Source organism: Streptomyces sp. NBC_00510, from assembly GCA_036013505.1.
GTDB lineage: Bacteria > Actinomycetota > Actinomycetes > Streptomycetales > Streptomycetaceae > Actinacidiphila.
On sequence record CP107851.1, the window covers coordinates 9,433,816 to 9,447,516 of the forward strand.

Consider the following 13,701-nt stretch of genomic DNA (forward strand, 5'->3'; position numbering starts at 1 on the left):
ACCGCCGACCGGTGGTACTCCTCCGCGCCCGGAAGGAGTTCCGAGAATGTCCGCACCACCCCCGTCCCAGCCGTCCCGCCGCAACGTGCTGACTGCCGGCGTCGCCGCGGCCGCGACCCTCACGGCTGCCACGCAGGCGGTCCAGGCGACCCCGGCCGCCGCTGCGCCGAGCGCCCCCGAGCGGGCGGGCGCTCTCCGGAGCGGGCCGGTGCCCGCGGCGCGTCCGAAGCTCGACCCGCTGCCGCTGTCCGCCGTGCGCCTGCTGGACAGCCCGTTCCTCGACAACATGCTGCGCACCTGCGCCTACCTGCGCTTCGTCGACGTCGACCGGCTCCTGCACACCTTCCGCCGCAACGTCGGACTGCCCTCGTCCGCCGAGCCCTGCGGCGGCTGGGAGGCCCCGGACGTCCAACTGCGCGGCCACACCACCGGGCACCTGCTGTCCGCGCTCGCCCAGGCCCACGCCCAGACCGACGACCAGGTCTACGCCGACAAGGCCCGCGTCCTCGTCGCCGCGCTCGCCGAGTGCCAGGCGGCCGCGCCCGCCGCCGGGTTCCACGACGGCTACCTGTCGGCCTTCCCCGAGTCGGTCTTCGACAGCTTGGAGGCGGGCGGCAAGCCCTGGGCGCCGTACTACACCCTGCACAAGATCATGGCCGGGCTGCTCGACCAGTACACCCTCAGCGGCAACCGGCAGGCCATGACCGTGCTGCTGGGGATGGCCGCCTGGGCGGACGCGCGGACCGCGCCGCTGCCGTACGAGCGCATGCAGTCCGTGCTCAAGGTGGAGTTCGGCGGGATGAACGACGTCCTGACCCGCCTCCACCTCGTCAGCGGCGACCCCGCGCACCTGCGCACCGCCCGCCGCTTCGACCACGAGGAGCTCTACGCGCCGCTCGCCGCCGGACGCGACGAACTCGCCGGCCGCCACGCCAACACCGAGATCGCCAAGGTCGTCGGTGCGCCGTTCGGCTACGAGGCCACCGGGGAGCGCCGCTACCTCGACATCGCGCGCGCCTTCTGGCACACCGTCGTGGAGCACCACACGTACGCCATCGGCGGCAACTCCAACCTGGAGTTCTTCGGGCCCCCGGACGAGATCGTCAGCCGTCTGTCGGAGAACACCTGCGAGAACTGCAACAGCTACAACATGCTCAAGCTCGGCCGGCAGCTGTTCCTGCACGAGCCGTCCCGCACCGCCTACATGGACCACTACGAGTGGACCCTGTACAACCAGATGCTGGGCGAGCAGGACCCCGACTCCGAGCACGGCTTCGTCACGTACTACACCGGGCTGTGGGCCGGTTCCCACCGGCAGCCCAAGGGTGGGCTCGGCGCGGCGCCCGGCAGCTACAGCGGCGACTACGACAACTTCTCCTGCGACCACGGCACCGGTCTGGAGACCCACACCAAGTTCGCGGACAGCATCTACTTCCAGTCCCGCGACGCGCTCTACGTCAACCTCTTCATCCCCTCCGAGGCGGACTGGCGGCCCCACGGGGCGACGGACGGGGTGACGATCCGTCAGCACGCCGTCTCCGAGGACACCGTGCGCATCACCGTCGCCGAGGGCGGCGGCCGTTTCGCGCTCAAGGTCCGGATACCGGGCTGGCTGGCGGACGGCCGGGGGCGGGCCCGGGTACGCGTGGCCGGACGCCCCTACACGGGCCGCGTCGAGCCCGGCAGCCACCTCACCCTCGACCGGCGCTGGCGGGCCGGGGACACGGTCGAACTCACCCTGCCCCGCGAACCCGTGTGGCGCCCCGCGCCCGACAACCCGCAGGTGCGCTCGGTGTCGTACGGTCCGCTCGTGCTGGCCGGCGCCTACGGCCCGACGGAACTGAACACCATCCCCGAGATCCGGCCGGAGTCCCTGCGGCCCGTGCGCGGCGGCGACGGCGCGTTCACCGCCGAGGCGGCCGGCGGCGCGGTCACCCTGAAGCCGTTCCACCAGGTCCACCATGAGAACTACACGGTCTACTGGGCGGTCGCCCCCCGCGCCGGCCGCGAGCGGGACGTCGCCCGCTACCCCCTCGACGAGGGCACCGGCACCAGCGCCGCCGACGCCACCCGGACCTTCGCCCCTGCGACGCTCACCGCGGGCGCCTCCTGGACCGCGGACGGGCCGGGCGGCCGGACCGCCGTCGCCCTCGACGGCGCCGGGGGCCACGTCGCGCTGGCCCCCGCCCTGCCCGCCGGGCTGTCCGAGCTGACCGTCAGCATGTGGGTACGGGTGGACGTCCTGGTCAACTCCGCCCGCGTCTTCGACCTGGGCTACCACAAGGACACCTATCTGTTCCTCACCCCGCGCACCGGCGCGGGACGCGCCCGGGCCGCCCTGAAGATCGCCGGCATGGAGGCCGAGGACGTCATCGACGCCGCCGCACCCCTGCCCACCGGCCGCTGGACCCACGTCGCGCTCACCCTCGGCGACGGCACCGGCATCCTCTACGTCGACGGCGCCGAAGCCGGCCGCAACGCGGCGATGGCCGCGAGTCCGCTGCTGCTCGGCACGACCACGCACAACTACCTCGGCCGCTCGCAGAACCCCACGCACCCCTACCTCACCGGTGCGGTCGCCGGCTTCAGGCTGCACAACCGCGCCCTGGCGCCCGCCGACGTCGCCGCCCTCGCGGCCCCCTGACACGGCCGGCGCGAGCGCCACGGCCCGCCCATCCGCCTGCACCCGCCCTCACCTCACGGAGTACCGCCATGCCTGAACTTCCCCTGTCCAGACGCCGTTTCGTGGTCGCCGCAGGGGTGACCGGAGCCGCGCTGGCGTCCGGCCTGCCCCTCCCGGCGTACGCCGCGCAGCAGCACCACGGCGCGACGGGGACGACCTGGTCGCCCGCCCGCTTCGCCGACCCCGCCAAGGACAGCCGCCCGACGGTCTACTGGTACTGGAACGGCCCCGTCACCCCGGAGCTCGTCGACGCCCAGATGGCGGACCTGCGGGACAAGGGGATGTACGAGGTCGTCCTCTTCCCGTTCGACAACGCGGAGATGCAACCGGTCTTCTTCACCGAGGAATGGTTCGCGATCGTCGGCCACGTCCTGCAGACCGCCGAGAAGACCGGCATGCGGGTGTGGATCTTCAACGACGACCACTTTCCCAGCGGCCGATCCGGCGAGTACATCGTCAAGGGCGGCCAGGTCGGCTCGCGCACCTACAAGCCCCGACCCGACCTGCGGCTCAAGGCCCTGTGGCGGTCGAGCACCGTCGTCTCCGGACCTGCCACCGTCGACCTGCGCACCACCACCGGCGTCGGCGTGGACACCACCTCGCTGGTCGCCGACGCCGCGGTCCTGGGCGGCGCGGCCGTGCTGCGCGGGGGAGAGGAGTGGCGCGACTACACCGTCACCGGCAGCGGCCGGGCCGACCAGGTGTCCGCCGGAGTCGTCGTACGCGCCATCGCCGACGGCACCGCGGGCTACGCCGTCGAGTTCGACCAGACCGGCGTGGTCACCGTGTCGCTCCTCGCGAAGGACCGGGACCCCGTCGAACTCGCCCGCTCCACCCGCACCGACGGCTTCAACAAGACCAAGTTCCACACCCTCGCCGTGACCGTCAGCGGCCCCACCCTGACCGTGACCCTCGACGGCAAGGCCAAGGGCACCGTCACCGACACCACGCACCCCGCCGGCGGTGCCGGCGTCCGTGCCACCGGGACGCAGCGCGCCCTGTGGGCGAGCCTGGTCGTGACCGCGGCCGACGGCGCCGCCCTCTACACCCGGACCGCCTTCGGCGACCCCGCCGCCGCGGGCGACTTCCCTGCCCGGATCCCGCCCGCCGGCGCCGCGACCCCCGCCGCGGCCGCCGCCCGCCCGGTCGGCGCCACCTCCAGCGACCAGGTCGTCGAACTCACCGGGGAACTCGGCGAAGGCCGCACCTGGCGCGTCCCCGAGGGCGACTGGCTGATCGACGTGTTCGGCGGCACCCCGCTGGTCGACGACTCCCAGGGCTACAGCCGCAGCTACGTCGACCTCCTCGACGACGAGCCGGTGGAGCTGTTCCTCGACATCGTGCCCGGCGAGTACCACCGCAGGTTCGCCCGCTACTTCGGCAACGTCATCCCCGGCTTCTGGGACGACGAGCCGTTCTTCGCCTCCGCCGAGGCGCACTTCAAGCGCCTCCCGTGGTCGCCCACCCTGGCCGCGGCCCTGCGGAAGACCGGAACCGAGCCCGGCACCGCCTACGCGACGGCCTTCGACGACCTCGGCCGCACCGGCCGCATCACCCGGGGCCGCTACTGGCAGGCCGTCTCGGACCGCTTCGCCGGCTACTTCCGCAAGCAGTCCCAGTGGTACGCCGAGCGCGGCGTCGCACTCATCACCAACCCGCTGTACGACGAGACCTCGCCCTCCAAGCGGATCGTCTCCACCGGCGACCTGCACAAGGTCCACCAGTGGGCGCAGGTGCCCGGCGGCGACATCATCACCGCCGAGTACGTGGCCGGACAGCCCACCATGATCCCGCGCAACCCGGTCAGCGTCGCCCACCAGATGGGCCGCGACCGGGCCCTGCTGGAATGCTTCGGCAACATGGGCTGGCAGGTCGCGCCCGACTTCGTGCGGGCGCTGGTCGGGGCGAACGCCGCCCGCGGCGTCAACCTCACCGTGCTGCACGCACTGTGGACCGACGAGCAACGTGTCTTCTTCCCGCCGCCGTTCGGGCCGCGCGCGCCCTGGTGGTGGGCGATGGAGCCGATCGCCGACTGGATCGGCCGCGTCATGGAGGTCGCCCGCGGCACCTCCGGCGCCCGCACCGCCCTGATCCAGCCGCAGCGGGCCGCCGAGCAGTGGCGCGGCACCACCCGCCAGGGCGAGGTCGACGGCGCCTTCACCGACGCGGCGTACGCACTGGAGAGCGCCCAGGTCGACTTCGACCTCGTCCATGAGGGCGCCCTCTCCGGGGACCCGGAGCTGCTCGCCCACGCCCGCGTCCACCAGGGACGGCTCGTCGTCGGCGAGGCGGGCTACGACCTGGCCGTCCTCCCCGTCACCCCGACCCTCGACGCCGCCGCCGTCACCCGCCTCGAAGCCTTCGCCCGGCAGGGCGGCACCGTCGTCGCCGTCGGCACCCTGCCCCAGGAAGACGCCGGCGGACGCGACCGCACCCTGGAGCGCGCGCTGAACGGCCTCTTCGGCGACGCCGTCCCCGGCAGCCACCGTGTCGGCGCGGGAACCGCCGTCCGCGTCGCGGACACCGCCGCCCTCGGGGACGCGGCGCGGGACGCGGGAGTCGCGGCGGCCGTCCTCGAACCGCGGGCGCCGGCCGTACGGGTGCTGCGCACCACCCGCGGCAAGGACGTCGCCTTCCTCCTCAACAACGAGAGCGCCGTGCAGGTCGACACCGTCGCCGTGCTCCCCGCCACCGGCGCCCCCGAACTCTGGGACCCCGTCACCGGCACCGTGCGGCCCGCGCCCGTCCACCGGGAGCAGAAGCACGGTGGCATCCGCCTGCCGCTGCGGCTCGCCCCGTACGAGACCCTCGCCGTCGTCGTGCGCGCCGGCGCGAAGGAAGGTCCGCACCTCACGGACAGCACCCTGCCCGCCGCGTCCATCACCTCCGTCAAGGCCGCGGGTCAGACCCTGCGCGTCACCGCCGTCCTCGACGCACCCGGCGACCACGTCCTCACCGGCACCGACGGCGGACGCACCTACCGGGGCACGGTAAGCGTCACCGACCCGCTCGCCCCGCTCCCCGTGGACGGCGACTGGACGCTCACCCTGCAGCGCGCCGGAGCCACGCCGGTCACGGGCCCGCTCGGCAGCTGGACGACCGTGGAACCGCTGTTCTCCGGCAGCGGCACCTACACCACCGAACTCGTCCTCGACGCCGGAACCCTCGACGGCCGGGGCTTCCGCCTCGACCTCGGCCAGGTCAGGGAGGTCGCCTCGGTCACCGTCAACGGGACCGAACTGCCCCCGCTGCCGTGGGCCCCGTACACCACCGACGTGACGGAGCTGCTGCGCGCGGGCCGGAACACCCTCACGGTGCGGGTGTCCAACACCCTCTCGAACGAGCGCAACAAGCCCCTGCCGTCCGGACTCCTCGGCCCGGTGACCCTGCGGCCGTACCGCGAGGTCACCACCACCCTGCGCCGGATCTGACGTGCCGTCCCCCGCAGCGGCGAACCCGCAGCACCCGCCCACCGCACCGCCGTCAAGGAGCACCCGCATGCCCCGACCCCCGCGCGCAGGCACCCGGCGTACCCCGGCCCTCGCCGTCGCGACCGGTCTCACCGCGCTCGTCACGATCCTGCCCACCGCCGTCACCGCGGAGGCCGGCGCGCCCGCCTCGCTGACCGCGACCACCCTGCGCACCCAGAAGCTCACCCAGGCCCTCGGCATCGACGACACCACCCCCGAACTGAGCTGGGCCCTCACCGGCCGCTCACCGGGGCTCGTCCAGACCGCCTACCGGGTCCAGGCCGCCACCTCGCCCACCAGGCTCCGGCGGGGCCGCCCCGACCTGTGGGACTCCGGCAAGGTCGCCTCCGCCGTCCCGCAGACCGTCTACGCCGGCAAGCAGCTCGGCTCCCGCACCCGGGTCTACTGGCGCGTCATGCTCTGGTCCGCCGCGGGCTCCCACGGCGCGGACCACGCCGCCGACTGGAGCACGCCCGCGTCCTTCGAGACGGGCCTGACCAAGAGCAGCGACTGGCAGGCCGACTGGATCACCAACGCCGACTGGCAGCTGGGCAAGCGCGACGTCACCCCCGTGGTCGTCAAACTGCCCCGCACCACGGCCCGCTACCTCCGCCTCGACGTCACCCGCCTCGGCCTGCCCCTGCAGGAGGACTTCCCGGACCGCACTTGGCGCCTCCAGCTCGGCGAGATCGACGTCCGCGACGCCGCCGCCGGCACCGCGGGCCTCGCCAAGGGCGCCGCCGTCACCGCATCCGAGTCCAACACCCTCCGCAAGACTTGGGAACCGGCCCTCGCCGTGGACGGCCTGCCCAACAGCGCCCTCCAGACCGCCGCCGGCTACTCCAGCGCCGCGCACACCGGACCGGACGTCTCCCAGCAGCCCGTGACGCTCACCCTCGACCTGAAGTCCGTGAAGACCTTCGACGAGGTCGCCCTCTACCCCCGCGCCGACGTCCTCACCGACGACGGCCGCGTCCCCGGCTTCCCCACCGACTACACCCTCGCCACCGCCGACACCTCCACCGGGCCCTTCACCCAGGCCGCGGCCGTCACCGGCCAGCAGCCGCCGAAGCCCTGGCTGCCGTCCGGACTACCGCTGTTCACCAAGGACTTCGCCCTGCCGAAGCACGTGCGCAGCGCCCGCCTGTACGTTTCGGGCCTCGGCATCTACGACGCCACCATCAACGGCAGACAGGTCGGCGACGCCGTCCTCGAACCCGCCAACACCACCTTCACCAAGCGCGTCCAGTACGCCACCTACGACGTCACCGACCTGCTGCGCACCGGCGGCAACACCGTCGGAGTCTCCCTCGGCAACGGCATCTCCAACGTCGTCAGCACCGCGGACCGCTACCGCAAGCTCTACGGGAACATCAGCGACCCCAAGCTGATCGCCCAGCTGGAGGTCACCCTCGCCGACGGCACCGTGCGCCGCATCAGCAGCGGCGACGACTGGCGGACCACGCTCGGCCCCACCACCTCCTCCAACTGGTACGGCGGCGAGGACTACGACGCGCGCCGCGCCGTCCCGCACTGGGACGAACCCCGCGGCAGCCGCGCCGGCTGGGACAAGGCCGTGACCGTCGCCGGTCCCGGCACCGCCGACGCGCCCGCCCGGCTCAGCGCCCGCGAGACCGAACCGATCCGGGTCGTCGAGACCCTCACCGGCACGGAGGTGCCCGGCGCCGAGGGCAGCCGGGTCTTCGACCTGGGCAGGAACATCGCCGGCTGGCCCGAGGTCACGGTGCGGGCACCCGCCGGCACCACCGTCCGCATCGTGCCCGCCGAGAGCCTTAAGGACGGTCACGCCTTCCAGTCCATCAGCAACGTCGGCGGGCCCCTGTGGGACAGCTACACCACCAGCGGCTCCGGCGCCGAGACCTGGCACCCCGAGTACGGCTACCACGGCTTCCGCTACCTGGAGCTGAAGGGCCTGCCCGCCGGGGCCACGGTGACCGTCCGCGGCAAGGTCCTGCACACCGACAACACCTCGGCCGGTGACTTCACCAGCTCCAACGACCTGGTCAACGGCATCCACTCCATCATCCGCCGCTCCATCGAGGGCAACATGATGAGCGTCCTCACCGACTGCCCGAGCCGCGAGAAGCTCGGCTGGCTGGAGCAGGACCAGCTCGTCTTCCCCACCCTCGCCGCCAACTACGACATGGAGTCCCAGCTCCGCAAGATCGTCCGTGACATGGCCGACGGCCAGACGCCCGAGGGCCTGATCACCTCCACCACCCCGGAGTACACGGCCCTGCCCGGCGGCTACCGCAACGACTCCAACTGGGGCGGCGCCTTCGTCCTCGTGCCGTGGCAGCTCTACACCACCTACGGCGACCAGGAGACCCTCGCCACGTACTACCCGCAGATGCGGAAGTACGTGACCTTCCTGGAGGAGAAGGTCTCCGGCGGCATCCTCGACTACGGCCTCGGCGACTGGTTCACCCCGGACACCACCTTCCCCCGCGCGGTGGCCGGCACCTACGGCTACTGGCGCGTCGTCGACGCCATGAGCCGCATCGCCGCGCTCCTCGGTGACCAGGACGCCGCGGCCGGGTACCGGGCCAAGGCCGACGCCAGCGCCAAGGCCCTCGCGGACAAGTACTACGACCCCGCGAAGGGCACCTTCGGCGGCGGCGGGCACGGCGCCGAGGCGCTCGCCCTCGACATGGGAGCCGTCCCGGCCGACCAGCGCGACCGGCTGCTCGGCCACTTCGTCGCGAGCGTCGAGGCGGCGGACTTCCACCTGAACCTGGGGGAGATCTCGCTGCCCGCCGCCTTCCGGGTGCTCTCGGAGTCCGGGCACGACGACGTCGTCGGCCGGATCGCCACCCAGACCACCAGCCCCAGCTACGGCTACCAGGTGCTGCACGGCAACACCACGCTCGGCGAGAGCTGGGACGGCGGCCCCGGCCAGTCGCAGAACCACTTCATGCTGGGCGCGATCGACGCCTGGTTCACCGGCAGGCTCGCGGGCATCCAGCAGGCGCCCGGCTCCATCGGCTACCGCGAACTCCTCGTCGACCCGGCCCTCGTCGCCGGCCTCACCTCCGCCTCCGGGTCGTACCGCACCCCGTACGGCACCGTCAGCACCTCCTGGCGCCTGAACGGGGACGCGTACCGGCTGCGGCTCACCGTGCCCGCGGGCACCACGGCCGAGGTGCACGTGCCGGTGACCTCAGGTGACGTGGCCGCGCCCAAGGGCGCCCGCTTCGTCCGCTCCGCCGACGGGGAGCGGATCTACGAAGTCGGCTCCGGCGACTGGACGTTCACCTCGACCTACCGCGAAGGCGCCTGACCCCGGCCCGTACGACGCGCCCCGGCCGGCCGCACCTCCCCGTGCGGCCGGCCGGGGCGGCGGCGTTCAGCAATGGTCCTCGACGTCTCCCAGGCGGTGGGGCGGTCGGCGAGGCCTATGCCCTCGCGGGCCGGGGCAGCAGCGACGCCGGGAGCAGGCCGAGGGCGGCGAGCCCGGCGAGGAGGACGAGGGTGGTGCTCATCGTCGCGCCCGGCATCCCGGCCGTGCCCGTCGTGCCGGCCGCGACCGCGATGCCGAGGGTCGGGCCGACGTTCATCGCCGTCTGCTTCAGGCCCCCGACGACCCCGGCGTACCCGGGCGGTGCGTCGCCGACCACGGAGGCGGTGGCGGTCACCATGACGGTGGCGAAGCCCGCGCCGAGCACGGCGAACGCGGCGGCCATGGCGGCCCACGTGCTGCCCGGCCCGGACCGCGAGAGCAGCGAGATGCCCAGGACGACCAGGAGCGTGCCGCACAGGGCGGTGCGGCGCGGGCCGTAGCGGCGCAGCGCGGCGCTCGCGACGGGTGTGCCGAGCACCATGAGTGCCGTCAGCGGGAGCACCCTCAGGCCCGTGGCCAGCGGGTCGAGACGCAGCACGTCCTGAAGGTAGAACGTGGCCCGGAACAACGTGCCGAACAGCCCCGCGGTCGTCACCAGCAGGATGGCGACGGAAGCCGTCACGGGTACCGAACGAGCCACCGCGCGGGGTACGTTGGGATGCCGTGCGCGCCGCTCGTACACGGTGAGCACCGCGACGGCGCCCGCCACGGCGAGGAGTTCGAGCACCGTACCGGCACCCGTCCACCCCCGCTCGGGTATGCCCGCCAGCGCGTGGACGAGGGCCGCGAGCGCCAGCGCGAGCAGGGCCGCCCCGGCCGTGCCGACCCTCCCTCCGCCCTCGTCCGGCCGCCGCGGCACGGGCACCCGGACGGCGAGCGTGAGCACGGCGATCGCGAGCGCGAGGGGGACGTTGATCCAGAACACCGCGCGCCATCCCAGGTGCGCCACGACGAGCCCGCCGAGGACGGGACCGGCACCCGCGGCCACCGCGAGCGCGCTCGTCCGGACGGCGATCGGCCGTCCCAGCCGGTCCTCGGGGTAGGCCAGCCGCAGCAGTGCCAGCGTCGCGGGTTGCAGGAGCGCGCCGAACACGCCCTGGGCGACGCGCAGGGCGATGACCCACCCGACGCCGCCCGCGACGGCGATCCCGGCCGACGCCGCCCCGAAACCCAGCACCCCGGCGCAGAGCAGGCGCCGGTGCCCGTAGCGGTCCCCGAGCCGGCCCGCGAGCACGAGCAGCGCCGCCACCGCCACCAGGTAGCCCGTGCTGGTCCACTGGACCTCGGCCACGCTCGCGCCGAGATCCCGCTGCAGGCTGGGCTGTGCCACCAACAGGACACCACCGTCGAGGGCGACGATCGCGGCCCCTGCGGCGCTGGCCGCCAGCGCGAGCCGCTGCCGCGCGGGGGAGATCACGCGGGCACCGGCCCGAGGTGGGCGTCGAGGACGGCTACGAGGAGTTGCTCGTGGCGCAGCGACTCCTCGCCCGGGTCGTCGGCGCCCAGGACGACCTGGAGGCTGCCCCAGGTCCACAGTTGGACGAGCCCGTGCAGGTTCGACCAAAGGGCGGCGGCCGTCACCGGGGCGGGCGGCGCGGTGGCGGCCGCAGCGGGGTCCTGCGCCCGGCACCGGGTGACGAGCTCGACGAGGGCCCCGAACAGGGGCAGTGACGTCTCCCGCAGCCGCGGACCGCTGTCCCCCTGCGGCGCGCCGTCCAGCAGGTCGTGACGGAACATCAGCTCGAACATGCCGCGGTGGTCCAGCGCGTACCCGACGTACGCCCGTGCGGCGGCCGCCAGCCGGGCGCGCGGTGTGGTCGCGTCAGCGGTCGCGCTCGCGAAGCGGGCGTGCAGCTCCTCGAAGCCGCGCCGGGCGATCGCGGACAGCAGGGAATCGTGCGTGGGGAAGTAGCGGCGCGGCGCGCCGTGCGAGACCCCCGCCCGGCGGGCGATCTCGCGCAGCCCCACCGACGCGGTGCCCCCGGCCAGTACGAGGTCCACGCCGGCATCGACAAGTCGCTCCCGCAGGGAGCCGCCATCGGTCATGGGGCAGTGTCTACCAGCAGCCCGTAGACACTGTCTACGGCCCGGGCTCGCGGGGGCTCAGCCCGCCGAGCGCTCCAGCACCGCCACCGCCCGCAGGTACACCGGCCGGTCGACCATCGAGCCGTCCAGGCCCACGGCCCCCAGCCCCTGCCGTTCGCCCTCCTCGTAGGCGGCCACCACCCGGCGGGCCCAGGCGACCTCCTCGCGCGACGGCAGGAACACCCGGTTGGCGACGGCCACTTGGTCCGGGTGGATGCAGTACTTCCCCCGGAATCCCAGCGAGCGGGCGTGGCGGGCCTGCCGTTCGAAGTGCTCCGTGTCGCGGTAGTCGGACTCGGGGCCGTCCATCGCGCCGATGCCGGCGGCCGCCGCGGCGACGGCCAGCCGTGCCCGTGGGTGCTCCAGTTCGCGCGCCTCACGGGTGCGCTGCACCCCGAGCGAGGCCGTGAAGTCCTCGGCGCCGAGGGAGAGGGCCGCCAGCCGCGGGGTCGCCCGGCTGACCTCCTCGACCCGCGTCAGCCCGAGCGCCGACTCGATCCACGCGATGATGCGGATCCGTCCCGGCTCCAGCCCGCGCACCCGCTCCAGCAGCGTGAGGTAGTGGTCGGCGGTGCGCAGCGTCTCCGCGGACTCCACCTTGGGCAGGTGGACGCCGTCCAGACCCGGCCCGGTCACCGCGTCCAGGTCGAGTTCCAGCAGGCCGGTGTCCAGCGCGTTCGGGCGTACGTACAGCAGCCGCCCCCGCTTGGGGAACGCCGGCAACCGGGCCGCGACCAGGGCACGCGCCGCGGCCTTGTCGGCGGCGGCGACCGAGTCCTCCAGGTCGAACAGGACCGCGTCGGCCCGGACCTGTTCGGCCTTGTCGATGAATCGCTCCCTGATGCCCGGCACCGACAGCATCGAGCGGATCGCCGCGTGGTCGCTCACCGGCCGCCCTCCGTCCCTTCCCGCGCGCCGGAGAACTCGGCGCGAACGGCGTCCGTCTGCTCGCCCAGCGCCGGCACCGCCCCCATCACGGCCTCCCGTCCGCGTACCGTCACCGGCGGCAGCAGCCCGCGCAGCGGGCCGGACGGCGTACCGAACTCCCGCCAGCGGTCGCGGGCTTCGAGCTGCGGGTGAGCCGCGAACTCCGCGACCGACCGCAACCGGGCGTTCGCGATCCCGGCGCCGTCCAGGCGCTCCAGGACCTCGTCGGCGGTGAAGGCGGCGAAGTCCTCCTCGAGGATCGCGGTGAGCTCGTCGTCGTGGGCGTGGCGCAGCGGATTGTCCGCGAACCGCGGATCACGGACCAGCCCGGGCCGCTCCAGCACCTTCTCGCACAGAGCGACCCAGTCGCGGTCGCTCTGCACGCTGACGAACACCTCCCCGCCGTCGCCCGCCCGGTAGTGGCCGTACGGCGAGATCGACGGGTGCCGGGCGCCGCTGCGGGTCAGCGGCGCGCTCCCGTACAGGCCGTGGAAGAGGGGCTGCCCCAGCCACTCGCCGAGCGCGTCGAGCATCGCCACGTCGAAGGCGCTGCCCTCGCCGGTGCGTTCACGCTCGTACAGTGCGGTCAGGACGCCGGTGTACGCGTACATCCCGGCCGCGATGTCGGCGATGGAGATCCCGGCCCGCGCGGGGCTCCCCGGCGTGCCCGTCAGCGACACCAGCCCCGACTCGCACTGCACCAGCAGGTCGAACGCCTTCTTCGCCGCGTAGGGCCCGTCGTCGCCGTAGCCCGACACACCGCACCAGATCAGCCGCGGATGCCGCGCGCGCAGCGCCTCCGCGCCCAGGCCCAGCCGCTCGGCGGCACCGGGGGCGAGGTTCTGCACGAAGACGTCGGCCGCCGCCAGGATCCGGTCGAGCAGCGCGCGGTCGCCCTCCTCCTTGAGGTCCAGGACCACGCTCTCCTTGCCGCGGTTGCACCAGACGAAGTACGCGGACTCACCCTTGGCGGCCTTGTCGTACTCCCGCGCGAAGTCGCCGCCCGGCCGCTCGACCTTGATCACCCGTGCGCCGAGGTCCGCCAGCTGACGGGTCGCGAACGGCGCGGCGACGGCCTGCTCCAGGGAGACGACGGTCACGCCGTCCAGTGGCTGCCGCTGTGCCCGGTGCTGTGACGGCTGCTGTGACTGCTGCAAGGCTCGCGCTCCTGGTCT

7 protein-coding genes are annotated in these 13,701 nt (G+C 73.8%); 3 read left to right on the forward strand and 4 right to left on the reverse strand.

What is annotated here, in order from left to right; genetic code table 11:
* The first annotated feature begins 46 nt into the window (after positions 1-46).
* The 3 genes from OG937_43035 to OG937_43045 all read left to right on the forward strand — a co-directional run bounded on the left by OG937_43035 (position 47) and on the right by OG937_43045 (position 9,454).
* A complete protein-coding gene (locus OG937_43035) occupies positions 47-2,644 on the forward strand; it encodes a glycoside hydrolase family 127 protein (GenBank protein WUD78012.1) in 2,598 nt (865 codons plus the stop codon).
* A gap of 68 nt (positions 2,645-2,712) precedes the next feature.
* The gene (locus OG937_43040; GenBank protein ID WUD78013.1) at positions 2,713-6,114 is read left to right on the forward strand and encodes a twin-arginine translocation signal domain-containing protein; all 3,402 of its coding nucleotides are present in this window, start codon (positions 2,713-2,715) and stop codon (positions 6,112-6,114) included.
* Between the two features lie 67 nt (positions 6,115-6,181).
* Positions 6,182-9,454 (forward strand): family 78 glycoside hydrolase catalytic domain, encoded by a 3,273-nt coding sequence (locus tag OG937_43045; GenBank protein WUD78014.1) that lies wholly within the window; start codon positions 6,182-6,184, stop codon positions 9,452-9,454.
* Between the two features lie 115 nt (positions 9,455-9,569).
* Here OG937_43045 and OG937_43050 read toward each other — a convergent pair whose 3' ends face one another.
* Genes OG937_43050 through OG937_43065 form a run of 4 tightly spaced genes read right to left on the reverse strand, consistent with a single transcriptional unit; the run spans position 9,570 to position 13,683 of the window.
* Positions 9,570-10,931 (reverse strand): MFS transporter, encoded by a 1,362-nt coding sequence (locus OG937_43050; protein WUD78015.1) that lies wholly within the window; start codon positions 10,929-10,931, stop codon positions 9,570-9,572.
* A complete protein-coding gene (locus OG937_43055) occupies positions 10,928-11,560 on the reverse strand; it encodes a TetR/AcrR family transcriptional regulator (GenBank protein ID WUD78016.1) in 633 nt (210 codons plus the stop codon). The genes OG937_43050 and OG937_43055 overlap by 4 nt, the downstream gene beginning before the upstream one ends.
* Positions 11,561-11,617: 57 nt before the next feature.
* Positions 11,618-12,487, reverse strand: coding sequence for a CoA ester lyase (locus tag OG937_43060; GenBank protein ID WUD78017.1), 870 nt, complete (start codon positions 12,485-12,487; stop codon positions 11,618-11,620).
* Positions 12,484-13,683, reverse strand: a complete 1,200-nt coding sequence (locus OG937_43065) for a CoA transferase (GenBank protein WUD78018.1) — start codon at positions 13,681-13,683, stop codon at positions 12,484-12,486. Before OG937_43065 ends, OG937_43060 begins: the two co-directional genes overlap by 4 nt.
* Between the last annotated feature and the right edge of the window lie 18 nt (positions 13,684-13,701).